At 64.7% G+C, this 18854-nt stretch carries 15 protein-coding genes and 2 tRNA genes; 12 read left to right on the top strand and 5 right to left on the bottom strand.

Translation table 11 applies throughout. From position 1 onward, the window contains the following. Window positions 1-161: 161 nt before the first annotated feature. Complete coding sequence (mgtE, locus tag ACT3TS_RS00725) at window positions 162-1520, top strand: magnesium transporter (protein ID WP_444529568.1); 1359 nt, start codon at window positions 162-164, stop codon at window positions 1518-1520. A 143-nt stretch (window positions 1521-1663) separates the two neighbouring features. Here the strand turns inward: mgtE and ACT3TS_RS00720 are convergent, their stop codons facing one another. From ACT3TS_RS00720 to ACT3TS_RS00710, 3 genes are all read right to left on the bottom strand, one after another. Beyond that, the gene (locus tag ACT3TS_RS00720) at window positions 1664-2242 is read right to left on the bottom strand and encodes a TetR/AcrR family transcriptional regulator (protein WP_444529567.1); all 579 of its coding nucleotides are present in this window, start codon (window positions 2240-2242) and stop codon (window positions 1664-1666) included. An 81-nt stretch (window positions 2243-2323) separates the two neighbouring features. Then, window positions 2324-4672 (bottom strand): YhgE/Pip family protein, encoded by a 2349-nt coding sequence (locus tag ACT3TS_RS00715; protein WP_444529566.1) that lies wholly within the window; start codon window positions 4670-4672, stop codon window positions 2324-2326. After that, complete coding sequence (locus tag ACT3TS_RS00710; protein ID WP_444529565.1) at window positions 4672-5493, bottom strand: ATP-binding cassette domain-containing protein; 822 nt, start codon at window positions 5491-5493, stop codon at window positions 4672-4674. Before ACT3TS_RS00710 ends, ACT3TS_RS00715 begins: the two co-directional genes overlap by 1 nt. A gap of 322 nt (window positions 5494-5815) precedes the next feature. On the opposite strand from ACT3TS_RS00710, the gene dusB reads away from it, so the two are divergent. Next, a complete protein-coding gene (gene dusB / locus ACT3TS_RS00705; RefSeq protein WP_444529564.1) occupies window positions 5816-6997 on the top strand; it encodes a tRNA dihydrouridine synthase DusB in 1182 nt (393 codons plus the stop codon). 93 nt (window positions 6998-7090) lie between these two features. Further along, window positions 7091-8365 (top strand): deoxyguanosinetriphosphate triphosphohydrolase, encoded by a 1275-nt coding sequence (locus tag ACT3TS_RS00700; RefSeq protein ID WP_444529563.1) that lies wholly within the window; start codon window positions 7091-7093, stop codon window positions 8363-8365. 17 nt (window positions 8366-8382) lie between these two features. Here the strand turns inward: ACT3TS_RS00700 and ACT3TS_RS00695 are convergent, their stop codons facing one another. Further along, window positions 8383-8763, bottom strand: a complete 381-nt coding sequence (locus ACT3TS_RS00695) for a VOC family protein (protein WP_444529562.1) — start codon at window positions 8761-8763, stop codon at window positions 8383-8385. A gap of 67 nt (window positions 8764-8830) precedes the next feature. After that, window positions 8831-9064 (bottom strand): hypothetical protein, encoded by a 234-nt coding sequence (locus ACT3TS_RS00690; RefSeq protein WP_444529561.1) that lies wholly within the window; start codon window positions 9062-9064, stop codon window positions 8831-8833. 232 nt (window positions 9065-9296) lie between these two features. Here ACT3TS_RS00690 and dnaG point away from each other — a divergent pair, with 232 nt between their 5' ends. The 9 genes from dnaG to deoC all read left to right on the top strand — a co-directional run bounded on the left by dnaG (window position 9297) and on the right by deoC (window position 18820). After that, a complete protein-coding gene (gene dnaG / locus ACT3TS_RS00685; RefSeq protein ID WP_444529560.1) occupies window positions 9297-11351 on the top strand; it encodes a DNA primase in 2055 nt (684 codons plus the stop codon). Window positions 11352-11413: 62 nt separating this feature from the next. Next, window positions 11414-11489 (top strand) — tRNA-Asn (locus tag ACT3TS_RS00680). Between the two features lie 129 nt (window positions 11490-11618). Continuing rightward, window positions 11619-11691: transfer RNA gene (locus ACT3TS_RS00675), tRNA-Asn, on the top strand. Window positions 11692-12034: 343 nt separating this feature from the next. Further along, window positions 12035-13045 carry a LacI family DNA-binding transcriptional regulator gene (locus ACT3TS_RS00670; protein WP_444529559.1) on the top strand — a complete coding sequence of 337 codons (1011 nt, stop codon included), beginning with the start codon at window positions 12035-12037 and terminating at the stop codon, window positions 13043-13045. Window positions 13046-13095: 50 nt separating this feature from the next. After that, complete coding sequence (locus ACT3TS_RS00665) at window positions 13096-14079, top strand: ribokinase (protein ID WP_444529558.1); 984 nt, start codon at window positions 13096-13098, stop codon at window positions 14077-14079. Between the two features lie 96 nt (window positions 14080-14175). Further along, entirely contained in the window at window positions 14176-14580 is a 405-nt protein-coding gene (rbsD, locus tag ACT3TS_RS00660; protein WP_444529557.1) for a D-ribose pyranase, read from the top strand. A 1-nt stretch (window position 14581) separates the two neighbouring features. Then, the gene (locus ACT3TS_RS00655) at window positions 14582-16072 is read left to right on the top strand and encodes a sugar ABC transporter ATP-binding protein (protein ID WP_444529556.1); all 1491 of its coding nucleotides are present in this window, start codon (window positions 14582-14584) and stop codon (window positions 16070-16072) included. Beyond that, window positions 16069-18066 carry an ABC transporter permease/substrate-binding protein gene (locus ACT3TS_RS00650; RefSeq protein ID WP_444529555.1) on the top strand — a complete coding sequence of 666 codons (1998 nt, stop codon included), beginning with the start codon at window positions 16069-16071 and terminating at the stop codon, window positions 18064-18066. Before ACT3TS_RS00655 ends, ACT3TS_RS00650 begins: the two co-directional genes overlap by 4 nt. A 79-nt stretch (window positions 18067-18145) precedes the next feature. Then, a complete protein-coding gene (gene deoC, locus ACT3TS_RS00645; protein ID WP_444529554.1) occupies window positions 18146-18820 on the top strand; it encodes a deoxyribose-phosphate aldolase in 675 nt (224 codons plus the stop codon). Window positions 18821-18854: the final 34 nt, after the last annotated feature.

Raw genomic sequence — 18854 nt, 5'->3', positions numbered from 1 at the left:
GTTTGTTCAGGGTTCAGGGGCGGTTCCCATCCGGCATTGGGTTCGTGCGGTTGCGGTTTTGCAGCACCACCCAACACCCATTTTCCGCACACATTGACTGCATGCACCACGGTTCCCGCCGCGGCGTGCCCCCGTGTGCTTTCACCGGAGGGAACCGGACCATGATCAAATACCCCGTCCAGACGTTTGAGGACAGCGCCGAACTTCTCGGCCGCGCCCTGAGCTCCCATGACCTTGCCGCCGTTTCACGTGCCCTGCTGCCGCTGAACGTCTCCGAGACGCTGGAACAATTGGAACGCCTGAGCACCATTGAACGGGCTGTCGCGTACCGCACCCTGCCCAAGGGCCGTGCCATTGAGGTCTTTGAAGGCCTGGACGCCGCCCTGCAGGCAGACCTGGTGTCGGGGCTGCAGGAAGCCGACGTTGCCGAGGTTTTCGCGGAGTTGAGCCCCGATGACCGTGTCGCCCTGCTCGATGAGCTGCCGGCATCCGTCGCGAACCGCTTGATTTTAGGACTTGACGAGAAGGAACGGGCGCTCACAAGCACCGTGCTTGGCTACCCGCAAGGCGCGGTCGGCCGCTACATGAGCCCCGAATTTGTCACCACGCATCCGCACCTGAGCGTGGGGGAGACCTTCGCCAGGGTGCGGCTGCACTTGGACGATGCGGAAAGCGTGTACACGATTCCCGTCACCGACACCGGCCGGCACCTCGTGGGTGTGGTGTCCCTGCGAGATGTCCTGCGGGCGGACGATTCCGCGCTGGTTGCGGACATCATGAAGAAGCCGTTGAGTTTCGCCGCGACGCAGGACGCGGAGGAGGCTGCCCGCTACTGTGCCGATGCGAAGATTTTGGTGCTTCCCATCGTCGACGCCGAGGACCGGCTGGTCGGCATCTTGACAGTGGACGATGCCCTGCAGATCCTGGAGGATGCCGAAACCGAGGATGCGGCACGCTCCGGCGGCACCGAGCCCCTGCGCCGCCCCTACCTGGCCACCCCCGTTGGCAGCATCGTCCGGGCCAGGGTGGTGTGGCTGCTGGTGTTGGCGCTGGGGGCCACGCTGACCGTCCAGGTGATCGGCGCCTTTGAGGCCACGCTGGAACAGCAGGTGGTGCTCTCACTGTTCATCCCGCTGCTGATCGGCACGGGCGGAAACACCGGCAACCAGGCAGCCACCACCATCACCCGCGCCCTGGCCCTTGGCGACGTCCGCCCGCACGACGTGTTCAAGGTCTTTGCCCGCGAAATCCGGGTGGGCGCGTTCCTGGGCCTGTTGCTGGGCACCCTCGGCTTCGTCATCGCCTCGCTGGCCTTCACCGTGCCCATTGGCCTGGTCATTGGCCTGACACTGCTGGGGGTCTGCACCATGGCGGCCAGCATCGGCGGGCTCATGCCGCTGCTGGGCAAGGCCGTCAAGGCGGATCCGGCAGTGTTCTCCAACCCGTTCATCTCAACGTTTGTCGATGCCGCCGGACTGATCATCTACTTCCTGATCGCCACCAGCATCCTGGGCTTGTGACCCCTAGCCAAAAATACGCGAACTAAAAGTACGACGGCGGGACGGCACCTTTCGCAGGGAAGAGGTGCCGTCCCGCCGTCGACCCCCACCGCCCCAGGCAGTTGGGTGGGATGGAAGATGTGGGTGGGGTTGTGTGGGCGGGGCTAGGCGCCGGCGGCGAGCTTCCCCGAGAACGTGAACAAGATGGCGGCCGACACCTCGGCGACCGGGGCCTCGGGGCTGAAGAGCAGCCATTCCAGCCCGCCCACGAGCGTTGCCCCGAAAATGCCGCCGGCCATCAGCAGCCGGCTGCCCTCGGAGGTGCCGGCCGGGACCAGCGGAAGCAGCGCGGCACCAATCTCGGCCACGGCCTCCCGGCGCAGCACCGACACCGCGTCCTGCCAGGCCCTGTCGGTCCGGAAAATCTCTGCCGCCATCATTTTCGCCAGCGGCTGGTTGCCGGCAATCAACGTCAGCATCTCGGTGACCATGGCCTCGATGGCGCCAAAGCCCGCGGCCGACTGCCGCGCCGTGCGCAGCGTCTCGGCGAGCGAACTGACACCCGTCGTCAGCAGTTCGCCAAACAACTTGTCCTTGGAGGTGAAGTTGTAATACACGCTGCCCTTGGCCACCCCGGCGCGCTCCGCCACCTCGTCCATGGTCGTGCCCGAAATCCCGTGCAGCGCACCGAGTTCCAGCGCGGCGGCCAGAATGGCTTGTTTGGTGGCTGAGATGCGGGGCACGGGGTTCCTCAGGTTTCTTTTGGGGCGGTGGATCCGGGCAAAGACATGGACGACGGCGGGACGGGAGCCTTGCGCTGGCGGCTACATCTCCAGTTCGGGATGCAGCCTCTTGATGGAGAACACCCGCTGGCGGCCGGCACAGAAGGCGCTGACGGCCACGGAGCCCACAGTCAGCAGTGCAAGGAATGTCACCGAGACCCACAACCGGGAGTCTATTCCACCAGTCATCAACTCCCTAAGTCCACTCACAACGTAAGTGGCGGGCATGTACGGGTGCAGGGCCTGGAAGAAGGCCGGTGTGGTTTCCACCGGGTAGGTTCCGCCGGAGGAGCTCAGCTGCAGCATCAGCAGGACAAGGCTGACCACGCGCCCCGCCGCCGTGCCAAACACGATGATGAACATTTGCTGCAACGCCAGGAACGCCACAGTTGTCAGATAGATGAACGCGGCCATGGCCACCGGGTACACCGGTTGCAGGTCAAGGCCCCACAGGAGGACGGCCACCATGATGACCACCTGGCCCAGACCAATGGCAAGGGCCGGCAGCAGCCCGGTCATGACGGAGCGCAGGCCGCCCGCACCGGCAGCAAGTGCACGGGTGGGCAGTGCGCGCAGCAGCAGCCAGGAGATCAAGGCGCCAACAAAGGTTGCCAGGGCGATGAAGAAGGGGGCGAAGCCCTCACCGAAGCTCTTTGATTCATTGGACCATTGCTGGTTGACAGCCACGGGTGCGGCCAACACCTGCGACTTTTGGTCAAGCAGGGCCGAGGAGTCGTTGGGGACCGCCTGGCCGCCGTCGTTCAGCTTGTCGGTGAGCTCATGGCTGCCGGTGGAGAGCTTGTCGGCCCCCGTGGAGAGTTCGGTGCCGCCCGCGAGCAGCTTGCCCGTGCCGTCCGCGAGGTCCGAGCTGCCGCCGCTGAGGGTGGTGGCGCCGGTGGCCAGGGCCGCGGCGCCGTCCTTGGCGGTGTCGGCGCCGGCGGACAGTTGTGCCGCCCCGCCGGAGAGCTGTGCCGCCCCTGCGGCGACGCCGTCCGCTCCCTCAGTTGCGCTTTGGGCGCCCTGGGCCAGGGCTGCTGCGCCGGTGTTCAGGGCGTCTGCTCCCGCGGAGAGCTTTCCTGCCCCGGCGGCGGCATCGCCGACGCCTGCGGTGAGCGTGCTGACACCGGTGGAAACGTCGCCGGCGCCGGCCGAGAGCTGTGCTGCGCCGTCGGCAAGGGGGGTGGTGCCGTCGGTCGAGAGCTGCTGGGCGCCGGCGGCAAGCTGGCCTGCGCCTGTTGCCAGCGGCCCCACTGCCTCCTGCTGGAGCTGTTTCAAGCTGTCAACCAGGGCGCTGGCAGGTGTTCCTGCCGGCAGGCTTTCGGCGCCGGCAATGAGCTTGGCGAGCTGGGCTTCGGTTTGGCTGGCGCCGGCGGCCACATCCCCGGCACTGCCGGCCAGTGTGGCTGCGGAGCCTGAAATTGTTGCTGCGCTCTCCGCGAGGGTGCCTGCGCTGGTGGACAGTGCCGCGGCGCCGTCGTCAAGCTTTTGTGCGTCGGGGATTGAGTTGGCGAGGGAGGTTGCCAGCTCGGAGCTGCCGTCGGCAAGCGTGCTGCTGCCGGCGGCGAGGGATGCCGCGCCGGTGTTTAGTTCAGCCACGCCGCCCGCCAGGGAGCCGGCGCCGGTGGACAGGGCCGAGGCGCCGTCATTGAGGGTTGCGGCCCCGCCGGCCAGGGTGGTGACGCCGGTGGACAGGCTGGTGGCCCCGTCGGCCAGCCGAAATGCGCCGTCCTTGAGGGTTACCGAACCGGAGGCAAGGTCCTGCATGCCAACCACGAGTTGGCCGGCGCCGTCCTTGGCGCTGTCGATGCCCGACGTGACCTTGGCGGAACCGTCCGCAGCGGCGCGGAGTCCATCCCCGGCGTCGTGCAAGCCAACGAGAAGGGCGGAGGAGGCCTGTTCGCCCAACTGGCTGGAGACGGCGTCGCGGACCTGGGCCATGGCCTGCTTGCCCAACACGCTGGAGAGGAAGTTGTTTGAATCGTTGAACTGGACGTCAAGCATGGTCTGCGCCGGGGTGTCGGTGCCGACCGAGACGGCGTTTTCCGAGAAGTTGTCCGGGATGGTCAGGGCGAAATAGTAGGTCCCGTCGGCCACGCCATCTGCTGCGGCTGCGGCGTCGGTCTGCTCCCACTTCATGTCCATGCCGGCCATCAGCTCGGAGGCCAGGTCATCGCCGGCATGCACCGGCTCACCGCCGTTGACAGCGCCCGCATCCTCGTTGACGAGGGCGACGGGCAGCTCGTTCATGTGCTTGTCCGGGGCCTGAAACGCCCAGAGGTACAGGGCGCCGTAAATCAGCGGGATGAACAACATCACCGCAACGGCAATCTTGGGCAGCTTGCCGCGCTTGAAGCGGCTCAGTTCGGTGCCGGAGGATAAAAAGGCAAACATTAAACGGTCTCCTCGATCAATTCGTGCTGTGCTGTTGCTGTCTGTGCAGCCCCTGGTTCTGCTCCGGCCAGGCCTTCGGTGCCGTCCGAGCCTTCGATGCCGTCCGTGCCATCGGAGGCATCCGCGCCGTCCGAGTCATCCGGGTCGCCGGTGCCCGCATGGCTGCCGAGGTCGATGGTGCGAGGCTCGATGCCCAGGCCCGCCCACAGCCCAACATCCAACGACGACGCCGACACCACCACGCTTGTTTCCCCGGCGGCAAGCCAGGCCAGGCGGTCCCAAATGACGGTGCGGGAGTCGGTGCTGCGGATCTGTTCCACGTCATCGACAAACAGCGCTTGCGGTTTGGCCATCATGGCCAGTGCGATGCGGAGCAGGAACATTTGCGTGTCGGTCAGGTCCCAGATGACGGTGTTTGCCTCCGGGATCGGCTCAGCGCCAAAGACCGGGGCGCAAATGTCGGCCACGTCCGTGTCGCTGAGCTTGTGCACGATGGCCCACCACGGCGACAGCCAGGCGCGGCGTTCGCGGAGTGCGGCGCCAACCGTGACGGACTCTTCCAGGTCGTCGATGCCGGCGAAACCGGCCACGGCGCTGATCTTTTGCACGGCACGGAGGTTGCGGGGGAGTTCGTGCCCGCCCACGGTGAGGGTGCCGGCGTCGTGCTTCATGCGGCCGGCCAAGGTGAGCAGCAAGGAGGTTCGGCCGCTGCCGGCGTCGCCCCGCAGCACGCTCAGCCCGCTGCCCAATTCGAAGGTCAGCGGGCCGTAAACAGGGCCGCGGCCTGCTGACAGCGCAAGGTTGTTGGCATGGATCTGCACAGTGGTTCCTTCTCTGGTGGTGATCAGTGGCCGGGCCGCCCGGAAACGGTTCATGTCTCGTCCGGGACGGGGATCCAGCCACATTCAATTCTTTGTACTGACCAGTCAGTTTAGCAATATTTTGACCATCCGTTGCACGCTCACGGCCAGCTGACTGCTGTGAGCTTTTTCACTGTGGTGGCCGCGATGGGTGACTGGCGGGGCCCGGGGCGGCCCCCCGGAGATGCCGGGACGGGGCAGATTCCCGGGCCGGGAGGGTTGCCGCCGGAAGCGGATTGGGGGAGCGGGAGCTTAATTTGGCTGGATTTGAGAGAATTGTCTGGTGACTGTTATCGACATCCCCACCAGCGACACCAAACTGGACCTCCCGCCCCTGAAACTTGGCAACATCACAGTGGAAACCCCTGTGGTGCTTGCCCCCATGGCTGGCATTACAAACACGGCCTTCCGCAGGCTGTGCCGCGAGCACGGCGGCGGTGTCTTTGTCTCCGAGATGGTGACCTCCCGCGCCCTCGTTGAGCGCACCCCGGAGTCCATGCGCCTGATTAGCCACGACGAGGATGAGAAGATCCGTTCCGTGCAGCTCTATGGCGTCGACCCTGAGACGGTGGGCAAGGCCGTGCGCATGTTGGTGGAGGAAGACCACGCTGACCACATCGACCTGAACTTTGGCTGCCCCGTGGCCAAGGTGACCCGCCGCGGCGGCGGCGCGGCCCTGCCGTGGAAGCTGGACCTGTTCACCTCGATCGTGCAGACGGCGGTCCGCGAGGCATCCAAGGGCGGGCTGCCGCTGACCATCAAGATGCGCAAGGGCATTGACGAGGACCACCTCACCTATCTCGAGGCGGGCCGCATTGCGCGCGACGCCGGAGTGGCCGCGGTTGCGCTGCACGGACGCACGGCCAACCAGTTTTACTCGGGCAAGGCCGATTGGGAAGCCATTGCCCGGCTCCGTGAGGCGCTGCCCGACGTGCCCGTGCTGGGCAACGGAGACATTTGGAGCGCCGAGGACGCCATTGCCATGGTGCGCCAGACCGGCGTCGACGGCGTGGTGGTGGGCCGCGGCTGCCAGGGCCGGCCGTGGCTTTTCGCCGACCTGATGGCTGCTTTTGAGGGCAGCGATGCTCGCCACAAGCCCGGCATGGCCGAAGTTTCCGCGGCTGTGTACCGGCACGCCGAGCTTTTGGTTGACACCTTCGACGACGAAAACAAGGCCCTGCGCGACATCCGCAAGCACATGGCCTGGTACTTCAAGGGCTACGTGGTGGGCGGGGAGCTGCGCGCCCAACTCGCCTCCGTCCCCACGCTTGAGGTCCTGCGCGGACTGCTTGACCAGCTGGACATGTCAGAGGGCTACCCCGGTGTTGACGCCGAGGGTCCCCGCGGCCGCGCCGGCACGCCCAAGCGCACAGCCCTGCCTGCGGGCTGGCTGGATCACCGCACCCTGAGCGGTTCGCAACAAGTCGAACTGGTCGGCGCGGAGCTGGACGTCTCCGGAGGCTGAGCCACCCGTCCCGCTGCGTGCATGACGGGTGGGGCGTCGTGGCTGTGGACAGCCTGCAGCGGCCCTCGCCAAATTGGCCCTAAACTTAGGGTTATGTCCTCCGATTTGCAGCCAGTGTACTTGCCCCATGACCAACAACGGTGGGTGCAGGAAGCGCCGAAGACCAGCTTCCGCAGTGTCTTTGAGCGCGACAGGGCCAGGGTGCTGCATTCCTCCGCCCTGCGCCGCTTGGGCGCCAAAACCCAGGTTGTTGCCCCCGACACCGACGACTTCGTCCGGACCCGGCTCACGCACAGCCTGGAAGTGGCGCAGATTGGCCGCGAGCTGGGGCGGACGCTGGGCTGCGACCCCGACGTCGTGGATGCGGCCTGCCTGGCCCACGATCTCGGCCACCCGCCGTTTGGCCACAACGGCGAATCCGTCCTCAACGACCTCTCCCACACCATCGGCGGCTTCGAGGGCAACGCCCAGACGCTGCGGCTGCTGACCCGGCTTGAGTCCAAGGTGCTGACGGCCGACGGCGGCTCAGCCGGACTGAACCTGACGCGTGCCTCCCTGGACGCGTCCTCGAAATACCCGTGGCTTGCCCAGGATGCGCCCTTGATCGACGGGCTGCGGACCAGCAAGTTTGGTGCCTACGCCGACGACCTGCCCGTATTTGAGTGGCTGCGTGAAGGTGCCCCGGCCGGCAAAACCTGCATCGAGGCGCAGGTGATGGATCTGGCCGATGACATTTCCTATTCGGTACACGACGTGGAGGACGCCATCGTCGCCGGCCATGTGCAGCTGAAGTGGCTGGCCAACCAGGACCAGCGCAAGCGCGTCCTGGGCTACACCCGGCAGTGGTATTTGCCCACGGTGGACACCTCGGAGATCGATGCCGCACTGCAGCGGCTCGAGGCCGCCGACGTCTGGGTGCGCCACGCCGACGGCAGCCGGCGCTCCATGGCGGCGCTGAAGGACATGACCAGCCAGCTGATCGGCCGCTTCTGCCAGAGTGCCGTCGGTGCAACCCAGGCCATCTCCGGGACGGGCCGGCTGGCACGGTACGCCGCCGACGTCGTCGTGCCACACGAAACCATGCTGGAAATCGCCGTCATGAAGGGCCTGGCCACCACCTTTGTCATGACCACCGACCACCGCCAGCCCATCTACCAGCGCCAGCAGGACGTCCTCAGCGAGCTGGTCGCCGTGCTCAGCGCCACCGGGGACGCCCACCTGGAGACCATGTTTGCCGCGGATTGGCGGGATGCGGACGACGACGATGCCCGGCTTCGCGTGGTCATCGACCAGATTGCCTCACTCACCGACGTATCGGCACTTGCGCTGCATGAACGCCTGGTGGGGACCGAGCGCACGCTGCTGTAGCCGACGGGATGCCGCCCTCATGGCGGTCCGATCGGCGCCGCCCAGCTGGGGCGGGGGATGAGGCAGAACGGGTGGCCGGCAGGATCCGCGTAGACATGGGAGTCTGGCCCGCTCAGGCGGGTGGCACCAAGGTCCAGGACGCGTTCGCAGGCTGTCTCTACGTCGTCGACCATGACATCAAGGTGCATTTGCTGCGGGTGGGCCGGGTCCGGCCAGCGGGGCGGCACATGGTCCGCGGCGCGCTGGAACGCAAGCCCGGAGCTGTGGTCATTGACGGCGACGACCACAAATTCCTCGGAGCGGTACGTTACGGGCCGGCCGAGCAGGGCCGAATAAAACCTTGCCAGGGACAATGGGTCCGGACAGTCAATCACGAGGTGGTGCAGGCGCCCGATCATGCCGCCGAGACTACCACCGTGCGTGTTAACAGGCCATGGCTGCCACCGGGAAGGGCGGCCCCGGGCGTTACATGCCCGAGCCGTAGCCCTGCATCATTGTCGTGAGCATTTCCAGCTGCTCGGGACTGGCCACGGAGTAAAAAGCGGCGACAGCCCCGGTCAACACCGCGGCGATCCCCACGGTGACGGCACAAACGGCGGCGATCAGCTTCGTGTCGTCGCTGACGCGTCCCTGGGGAGATGGTCCCTGGAGAGCTGTGGGGATCTCCGTGCTGATGGAATTGGTCGTTGTCGTTGACATGGGGCCTCCCGGCGATGTGCGGAACAGTGAATTGGGGTCGCCTGCATGGTCTTTGCAACCGTGTTTGTGCAGGCGTGTCCGCGCCATTGGGGGCAGTTGAATTCTACCTGTGAAGCAGTGGCAGTGGCCCTTGTTGGCAGGGGATGCGGCCGTGATTCCTGCCACCAGCGAGTTCTCCACAGGCGCGGGCCCGAGTGGCTCCCAAGAAAAATATGTCACGTAAACTGGCCGTGTGGCCGGGCTAATTAAACGAGAAGACATTGACGAGGTGCGTACGCGCACCGATCTCAAGGAAATAGTTGACGCCTACGTCACCTTGAAATCAGCCGGAATCGGCTCCTACAAGGGATTGTGCCCCTTCCACGACGAGCGCAGCCCCTCATTCCACGTTCGCCCCCAAATGGGCTACTTCCACTGCTTTGGCTGCCAGGAGAGCGGCGATGTGATCTCCTTCATCCAGAAAATGGACCACATTTCATTTTCCGAGGCTGTGGAGAAATTGGCCGGGCGCATCGGCTATGAGCTGAGCTACGAAGACGGCGGCACAGGCCCGCGCCGCGAAGACATTGGCCGGCGCCAGCGGCTCCTGGACGCACACAAGATCGCCGGCGAGTATTTCCGTGAGCAGCTGCTCACGCCGGCCGGGGCCACCGGCCGCCAGTTCCTGTCCGAGCGTGGTTTTGACCGCGAGGCGGCGGAGCGGTTTGGGGTTGGCTTCGCACCCCAGGGCTGGGAGGCGCTGCTCAAGCACCTCACGGGCAAGGGCTTCACCCAGGACGAGCTGAAGCTGACGGGCATGTTCTCCGAAGGCAACCGTGGGATCTACGACCGCTTCCGCGGCCGGCTCATGTGGCCGATTCGTGACATAGCCGGGGACACGGTGGGTTTTGGTGCCCGGAAGCTCTTTGAAGACGATCAGGGCCCCAAATACCTTAACACCCCGGAAACCACGCTGTACAAGAAATCGCAGGTGCTTTACGGCATCGATCTGGCCAAGCGCAGCATTGCCTCGAAGCGCCAACTTGTCGTGGTTGAGGGTTACACCGACGTCATGGCCTGCCATCTTGCCGGCGTTGACACGGCGGTGGCCACCTGTGGCACGGCGTTTGGTGCCGAGCACATCAAGGTCGCCAGGCGGCTGCTTTCCGATGACGGCACCGGCGGTGAGGTCGTGTTTACCTTCGACGGTGATGCGGCCGGGCAAAAGGCGGCATTGAAGGCCTTTGACGAAGACCAGCGCTTCACGGCGCAGACGTTCGTGTCCGTGGAACCGTCCGGGGCCGACCCCTGTGAACTCCGCCAGCGCAAGGGTGACGAGGCCGTCCATGCGTTGATCCGTTCCCGCCGGCCGTTGTTTGAATTTGCCATCCGCTCCACCCTTGCCAAGTTCGACTTGAGCACTGTGGAGGGGCGGGTGAGCGGGCTCCGGGCCTCCGCTCCGGTGGTTGCCGCCATTCGTGATGGGTCGACCCGGATGGGGTACAGCCAGGAGCTGGCCGGCTGGCTCGGAATGGCGGACCCGGATGAGGTCCTGCGTGCCGTGAGAACCGCCGAGCGGCGCCTGCGCAGCCAGCCGGAAGCCAATGGACAGCAGCACGGACAGGCGCGTTCCGGCGTCGGGCATCAGGGCGGGAACCAGGGTGGCACACAGTCCGGGCATCAGCCCGGGCGGCCCGCCGGCCAACAGTCGGGGCGGCATGCCGGAAATGATGCCGGACGCCCCCAGGGTGCCGCGGCCCACGCCGGCCCGCGAGCTGAATCGACGCCGGACCAGGTCGGGGCCGCGCAGCAAGAGGAAGCCCGGCCGACAATCGCGCGGCCCGACCCGCGCGACCCCAAGGCGCGCATGGAACGCGAAGCGCTGGAAGTGGTTTTGCAGCATCCCGGTTTTTTGACGGCGGGCAATTGGCAGCACTTTGGTGCCACCGAGTTTGTTGTGCCGGCGTACAGGGCTATCCAGCAGGGCCTTGCGCTGGCGGGGGAGTCGGCAGTGGCGTCGTCGCAGTGGCTTGAGGCGGTGCGGGCAAATGTTCCCCCGGAGCTGGAGTCGCTGGTTGCGGAGCTGGCGCTGAGCCCCCTGCCGGCTACGCGGGAAGACACCGTGACGCGCTATTGCCGTGACATCCTGAACCGGCTTTTTGAACTGCAGATCACGCGCCTCAAGGAGGAGCGGCTGGGGGCGCTGCAGCGCATGGATCCGGCCGTGGATCCGGAGAGCTACCAGCTTTTGCAGCGCGAGCTGATGGAGCTGGAAACGGCTCGCAGGCAGCTTCGCGGAGACGGGTAACGGAGCAGGGACGGTCCGATTTCACAACCGGGCAAGGCTTTGTTATTGTTGTTCCTGCACGATCCCCTATAGCTCAATTGGCAGAGCGTTCGACTGTTAATCGAAAGGTTCCTGGTTCAAGTCCAGGTGGGGGAGCCAAGACAAAATTGTCTCCGGTCCTGTTGTGGGCCGGAGGCAATTATTGTGTTGGACGTGCAGGAGCAATCGGATGTAATTCCAGCCGTGAAATCCTGTCGCTAATTCCTGCTAGGATTTAGTTTGCCTCATTCCCCTATAGCTCAATTGGCAGAGCGTTCGACTGTTAATCGAAAGGTTCCTGGTTCAAGTCCAGGTGGGGGAGCTTTTCAGTCAAAGAACCCCGCACTCACCCTGAGTGCGGGGTTCTTTGCGTTGAGCCGGTTCTTCAGGGTTGGCAGGTTGGGGGTTGGCGGCCAACGGAAAACTGCCCGTATCTGAGCGAGGCTTCGCCAAAACAGCCCCTCATCCGGGCGAGGATCTGAATCCGCGAGGGCGAACCCACCCACGGGAGACTTGCCGGAGCCGGCAATCGCTGTTTGCCATTCCAACTGAAAACGTTTACAGTAATTCACGTGGCACGTGATGATGCTCACGAATGAACTCGGGAGCCCGCAAACGGCCCCGGCAACGAAGACGTCCCGCCGACTCAAAGGAGAGTGCACGACATGGCAAACATCCACGATGTTGCGCAGCTCGCAGGCGTCTCGATCGCCACCGTTTCACGCATGTTGTCGGGCGAAAACATCCGCAACCGCAGCGCCGTGGAGCGGGCCATCGCCGAACTGGGGTACCGGCCAAACGCCAGCGCCCGCGGACTCCGCCTGGGCCGCCACCACACCATCGCCGTGATTGTCCCGGATATTGCCAACCCTTACTTCGCCACGTTGGTTCGTGGCATTGAGGAGAGGGTCATGACCAAGGGCTTCCGGATCATCGTTGCCAGCAGCGATGAGCAGTTCGCTGCTGAAACCGAAGTGTTGGGCGGGCTCATTGACGCCGTCGATGCCGTCGCCATTGTGCCGGCGGAGTCGAGCGGACGCACCCACCGCATGCTGGCCGCGCTCGGCAAACCGGTGGTTCTCATCGACCGGACCGTGGGCGAGCATCCGGAGTTTGATCTTGTCCATGTGGACAATGCCGGCGGGGCCCGCATGGCGGCGGAATATCTGCTCTCCCTTGGGCACCGCCGCATCGGCATCATCAGCGGCCGGCAGGAAACACTTCCCGGCCAGGTCAGGCACACGGCATTTGTGCAGGCACTTGCCGCCGCGGGTGTTGAAATCAACGCCGGGGACATCAAAATCGGTGAGTTCACGAGGGAATTCGGCCGGCGTGCCGCGTGCGAACTCATTGCTGCGGGCACGGAGATCACCGCGTTGTTTGTCGGCAACAACACAATGGCCCAAGGCGCCCTGTTGTCCTTCCACGAGGGCGGGGTGTCCATTCCAGAACAGCTGTCCTTCCTCTGCTTTGACGATTTCGATCTCGCGGAGCTCCTTCCCGCGCCGGTCACCGTCATCTCGCGTCCGGCCATCGCAGAGGGTCACGCGGCAGCTGACCTGCTGCTGGCGCGCATCGAGGAAGCCGGGAAAAGCGAACCCGAGGCGTTCCGGCACATGGTGTTGCCGGTGGAGCTGACGGTCCGCGAATCCTGCTCGGCCCCCGCAGCTCCCTGACCCATACCGCAGACTTTACGAAGAAATTCTTCATACCCAAAGGAACCCCCATGACGACCATTGTGCCCAATGCGGATGTGCCCCAAACCGGCAGTGTCCTGGTGATCGGCAGCATCACCTGCGACCTCACAAGCTTCAGCGAACGACTGCCGCAGCCCGGTGAAACCGTGCTTGGCAACAGCTTCACGATGGTGCTTGGCGGCAAAGGCGCCAACCAGGCACTCGCTGCCGCACGGGCCGGCAGCGCCGTCTCACTGATCGGCAGCGTCGGAGACGACTCATTCAGCGAGCTGGTGCTTGGCACCTTGGCCGAGGAACACATCAATACCGACCATGTGCTTCGCGGCGAGGGGCCGACCGGGATTGCCCACATCCGGGTGGACGCCTCGGCGGAAAACGACATTGTCATGATTCCGCTCGCCAACACGCTGCTGAGCCCTGAACACGTGCGGGAATCACTGGCTGCCCCGGGACTGGACGCTGCCGTGGCGTTGATCCAGCTTGAAATCCCGCACGACTCCGCGCTGGAAGCGGCCAAGGGCTGCAAAGCCCGCGGCATCACAGTTGTGCTGGATCCGGCACCCGCCCCGGAGGCTCCCCTCGACGAGGAATTCTGGGCGCACGTGGACATCGTCACTCCCAACGAAACTGAAGCCCGGCTCATGACCGGGATCAGTGTCACGGACCAGGAATCGGCGGCCGAAGCCGGGCGCTGGTTCACCGACCGCGGTGTCTCCCGCGCCGTGGTGACCCTCGCCGGATCGGGGGCGGTCGTCGTCGAACGTCTCGGCGGCAAGGACGACAAAACGACCGAGGTGAGCCTCTGCAAACCGTTCAAGGTGACCGCGGTGGACACCACGGCCGCCGGGGACGCCTTCGCCGGCACCCTGGGAAGCGCCCTGGCAGAAGGGCTCGAATGGGAGTTGGCCCTGCGGCGTGCCATGGCTGGGGGAGCCCTGGCCGTCACGGTGGCCGGAGCCAGCCCCAGCCTGCCGCACCGCGACACCGTCGACCAGTTCCTGGCCCGCAACTAAACCCGCCGGCGCGAGCCACACAGGCGCCGACCACATCGGCGCTCAACAGTCATTCCCACCGAGTGATCCATCCCTCTACAAAGCAGTGGAGTAAAAATGCGAAAAAACAGCGGCACCCTCAACCCGGCACTGTCCCGGGTGATCTCCGAACTCGGGCACACAGATGAACTTGTGGTCACCGATGCCGGCCTGCCCATCCCCGACGGTGTGGAACGCATCGACCTGGCCCTGACCGCCAACGTGCCCGAATTCCTCCAATGCCTCGACGTGGTCCTTGCCGAGGCGCAGGTGGAAGCGGCAGTGGCGGCCAGCGAGATCACCACACACAGCCCCGAGCTCCACGCCGCTTTGCGCGACCGCCTCGACCGGCACAACATTCCCCTTGAGCTGGTGCCCCACACAGACTTCAAGACACGCACCAAAAACGCCAAGGCCGCCGTCCGATCTGGCGAATTCACCTCTTACGCCAACGTGATTCTCGTTGCCGGGGTGGTGTACTGAGATGACCATTTCACTCAGTGGCATCACGAAGTCCTTTGGACCCAACCGTGTCCTGCGCGGCATCGAGCTGAGCATTGAACCGGGTGAGATTGTCTCGCTGGTGGGCGAAAACGGCGCCGGCAAGTCAACGCTCACACGCATCATCGCCGGCGCCTACAAACCGGATTCCGGCCAGATCATGATCGACGGCGGGGCCCGCAACTACCAGGCCCCGCAGGACGCCATGGCCGACGGCATCCAAGTCATCTACCAGGAACTGCGCAACAACCTCTTCCCGCAGCTGGACGTCGCCTCAAACATCTTCGCCCACGACGGCAGCAGCGAATTTGGCCGCTTCTTCGTCAACAAGGACAAGATGCACCGCCGCGCAGCCGAGCTGCTCAGCCAAGTAGGGATCGACGTCGACACCCGACTGCCGGTGGGACGGCTCAGTTTCGGGGAACAACAGCTGGTCCAGATTGCCAGGTGCCTGAACCACTCGGTGCGCCTGCTGATCCTGGATGAGCCGACGGCTGCCCTGGACGAGCGGGAATCCGAGCTGCTGTTCAAGCAGGTGCGCAAGCTGCAGGCGGCCGGTGTCTCCATCATTTACATCAGCCACCGCCTGCCCGAGGTGTTTGCACTCTCCGACAGGATCGTGGTCATGCGCGACGGCATGGTCTCGCTCAGCGGCACCCCGTCGGAGCTGACCGAACAAAGCGTCGTCGCGGCCATGGTGGGCGGCGAAGTGGAGAACTTCTACCCGAAGGAACACCACACCACCGACCGGATTCGGCTGGATGTGAAAGAGCTGCACGGATCCGGCGTCAACGGCGTCTCCTTCCAGGTCCACGCCGGCGAGGTGCTGGGCATAGGCGGCGTCATGGGAAGCGGAAAGGGTGAGGTCCTTCGTGCGCTTTACGGTCTGCACGATTCCAGCGGCACCGTCCAGCTTGACGGCAAAAACATCACCCTCAACTCACCCAAGCACGCCATTGCCGCCGGCATCGCCTACCTCACCCCGGACCGCCAGGCGGAAGGGCTGACCCTGGCCCAGCCCATCTCGCACAACGAATCCCTGGCCACCCTCGGAGGCATCACCCGAAACGGGGTGGTGTCCCGCAAACAGGAACGGGAGCGAAGCCAGGAGATATCGACCCGCCTGAGCATCAAGTGCAACAGCATCGATGACGCGGTGGGAACCCTCTCCGGCGGCAACCAGCAGAAAGTCCTGCTGGCCCGGTGCCTCCTGAGCAACCCCGCCATCTTGTTGATGGAGGAGCCCACCCGCGGTGTGGACGTCGGGGCCAAGGCAGAAATCTATTCCATCATCAACGACGTCGCCGCCCAAGGGGTGGCAGTCGTCCTTGTTTCATCCGACCTTCCCGAACTAGTTGAAATGTCAGACCGCGTCCTGGTCATGCGGGAGGGCAGCATCAACGCTGAACTGTCAGCCCCCGACTTGACCCAGCAGGCGGTCCTTGAACACGCAATGGAGACCCTAGCCCGATGAAAAAAGTATCCCTTTTCAACGATCAGCTGCGTGCTGTGTGGATGTTGGCGCTGGTCGCCATCGCCCTGGTTTTCGCCACGCCGCTGTTCCTGCAGTCCGCCAACATGCTCAACATTCTGCTGACGGCGGCAGTCGTTGCCCTTGTCGCCGCGGGACAGACCTACGTCATCATCCTGGCCGAAATCGACCTCTCCGTCGGTGCTGTGCTGGGCTTCAGCGCAATCATCACCGCATCGGTGATGAGCGACCACGGCCCCGTGGCCGGTCTTGCTGCCGGCCTGCTCGTGGGTGCCCTGGCTGGTGCCATCAACGGACTGCTGGTCACCAAGACCAGGATGCCGTCGTTCATCGCCACCTTGGCCACCATGTCCATTTTTGCCGGACTGACCCTGCAATTTTCCCAAGGCAATCCGATCAAGGTCACCAGCGGGGCCTTCCTGGCACTTGGCCAGGGAAACATGTTGGGCATTCCCACCCCGATCTGGATCATGCTCGGTGCCACCGTGCTCTTTGGCTTCATTTTGGCCAGAACACGCTACGGCCGTGAACTGTACGCCACGGGTGACAACGAAGATGCCGCCCGTCTTGCCGGCATCAACACCACCCGCGTGAAGATCATGGCGTTCATGATCTCCGGCGTCTTGGCAGCCGTGGCAGGCTTCATCCTGACCGCCCGTCTCGGCACCGCCCAGCCCACGGCCGGCAGCGGCCTTGAGCTCTCCGCCATTGCCGCAGTCATCATCGGCGGCACCAGCCTGGCCGGTGGCCGCGGAGCGCTGCTGGGCACGGTCGTCGGTGCCGTCCTGCTGTCCATGATCGACAACGGACTGAACCTGCTCAATGTTTCCCCGTTCCTGCAGGGCGTCGTCAAGGGTGCCGTCATCTTGTTCGCTGTCTACATCGACAGGAACTCCGGGGTGCTCATGCGGATCTTCCGCCAGCCGCCTCCATCGGGAAGCAATTCTGCCGGAGGTTCAAAGGCTGCCGGCGCCTTGGAACTCGGTGCGAGGACGCGCACACCACAAATTGCCGCCGTCACGATTCTGGCCTTGCTGGTCGCTGGCGCCGGAGTGACCACAGTGGTGCGGGCCAACGACGACGACGCTGCGGCCGCCGACAAATCGGCAACCCTAGTCATCTCAACCTTGAACAACCCGTTCTTTGTTTCGGTGGCTGACGGGGCCAAGAGCCAGGCCGCCAAGCTGGGCCTGTCCATGGACGTCCAAAACGCCAACAACGATGACACCCAGTCCCTGAACCAGGCCACCACAGCGTTGGTGAAGAAACCAAGCGTTTTGGTCCTGGACCCCACCTCAAGCGAGGCCGGCGGCTCGATCACTGTTCAGGCCAACCAGGCCAAGGTTCCGGTGGTCGCCTTCGACCGGGTGCCGGACCAGGGCACCCTGGCAGCGTTCATTGGCTACGATGCCATTCAAGCAGGACGAAACGGGGCAAAGGCGCTGTGCGAAGCCATGGGCGGAACCGGCCAGGCGGCAGAACTGCAGGGCATCTCGGGGACCAGCGTCGCCCGTGACCGTTCTGCCGGCTTCCAGGAAGGCATGAAGGCCTGCCCCGGCGTCAAGCTGGTCACTGTCCAGTCCGGTGACTTTGACCGTGGCAAATCCCTGGACGTCACCACCAACATGCTGCAGGCAAATCCGGCCATCACCGGCATTTATGGTGCCAACGATGAAATGGCACTCGGCGCCGTGGCAGCGGCAAAGTCCAGCGGCTTGCTGGATTCAATCAAGATCGTCGGAAACGACGGCATCGGTGACGCACTGGACGCCGTGCGGAACGGTGAAATGTATGCAACCAACGCAGAATCACCGTTTGCCCTGGGCCAGGAAGTCATCAAGATCAGCCATGCGGTGGCGGCCGGGGAAACCGTCGAAGAGTCCACCGTATTGGACGGCCAGCTCGTCACCGGTGACACTGTCGGGCAATTCTGCGACTACCTCCGCGGCCTCGGCGATCAAGCCACCTGCAAGTAGCCAGGCCCGGCCGCCCTCTGCCCCGCATAACTGGAACACACCATTGCAACACCCCACCAGAACATACTCGAACACAAGGATGAACATGACGAAACTGACCCCGGAATTGCTGGCCACGATGGTTGACCACACCTTCCTGCAGTCCACTGGAACACAGGCCGACGCCGAGCAGGCCGCGGCAGATGCTGCCCGCCTTGGCACCTTCTCGGTGTGCGTATCGCCGTCGATGCTGCCCCTGTCAACACCCACCGTAAACGTCACTGCCGTGTGCGGTTTCCCCAGCGGCAAGCACCACAGCCGCATCAAGGCAGCCGAAGCGGGCGCCGCCGTACAGGATGGTGCGGATGAGATCGACATGGTCATCGACGTTGGCGCAGCAGTGGCCGGAAACTTCGATGCCGTGCAGGCCGACATTGCAGCAGTGCGCGCTGCCGTGCCCGCACCCACCGTCTTGAAAGTCATTTTGGAGACGGCCGCACTGACGGACGAACAAATCGTGCGGTGCTGTGAGATTGCTGAGAGCTGCGGCGCAGATTTCGTCAAGACCTCCACCGGTTTTCACCAGGCCGGCGGCGCCACCGTCCACGCCGTCGAGCTCATGGCCAAAACGGTGGGCCCGCGGGTTGGCGTCAAGGCCTCCGGCGGCATCCGCGACTGGGCTGCCGCGCAGGCCATGGTTGATGCCGGTGCCACAAGGCTTGGTTTGTCGGGCACGGAGGCCGTCCTGGCAGGCGGCACCTCCACCGGTTACTAGCCGGCTCGATCCAGGCATAAGAAAGCCGCAATCC

Origin of the sequence: Specibacter sp. AOP5-B1-6 (assembly GCF_052376555.1) — a bacterium.
Classification (GTDB): domain Bacteria; phylum Actinomycetota; class Actinomycetes; order Actinomycetales; family Micrococcaceae; genus Specibacter.
This window is presented reverse-complemented; position numbering and strand designations above follow the sequence as displayed.

Coding starts and splice junctions, on each gene's coding strand:
- ACT3TS_RS00665 (WP_444529558.1), top strand. CDS start 13,096: ATGACGACCATTGTGCCCAATGCGGATGTGCCCCAAACCGGCAGTGTC.
- ACT3TS_RS00715 (WP_444529566.1), bottom strand. CDS start 4,672: ATGTTTGCCTTTTTATCCTCCGGCACCGAACTGAGCCGCTTCAAGCGC.
- ACT3TS_RS00695 (WP_444529562.1), bottom strand. CDS start 8,763: ATGATCGGGCGCCTGCACCACCTCGTGATTGACTGTCCGGACCCATTG.
- ACT3TS_RS00650 (WP_444529555.1), top strand. CDS start 16,069: ATGAAAAAAGTATCCCTTTTCAACGATCAGCTGCGTGCTGTGTGGATG.
- ACT3TS_RS00690 (WP_444529561.1), bottom strand. CDS start 9,064: ATGTCAACGACAACGACCAATTCCATCAGCACGGAGATCCCCACAGCT.
- ACT3TS_RS00700 (WP_444529563.1), top strand. CDS start 7,091: ATGTCCTCCGATTTGCAGCCAGTGTACTTGCCCCATGACCAACAACGG.
- deoC (WP_444529554.1), top strand. CDS start 18,146: ATGAACATGACGAAACTGACCCCGGAATTGCTGGCCACGATGGTTGAC.
- ACT3TS_RS00670 (WP_444529559.1), top strand. CDS start 12,035: ATGGCAAACATCCACGATGTTGCGCAGCTCGCAGGCGTCTCGATCGCC.
- rbsD (WP_444529557.1), top strand. CDS start 14,176: ATGCGAAAAAACAGCGGCACCCTCAACCCGGCACTGTCCCGGGTGATC.
- ACT3TS_RS00655 (WP_444529556.1), top strand. CDS start 14,582: ATGACCATTTCACTCAGTGGCATCACGAAGTCCTTTGGACCCAACCGT.
- mgtE (WP_444529568.1), top strand. CDS start 162: ATGATCAAATACCCCGTCCAGACGTTTGAGGACAGCGCCGAACTTCTC.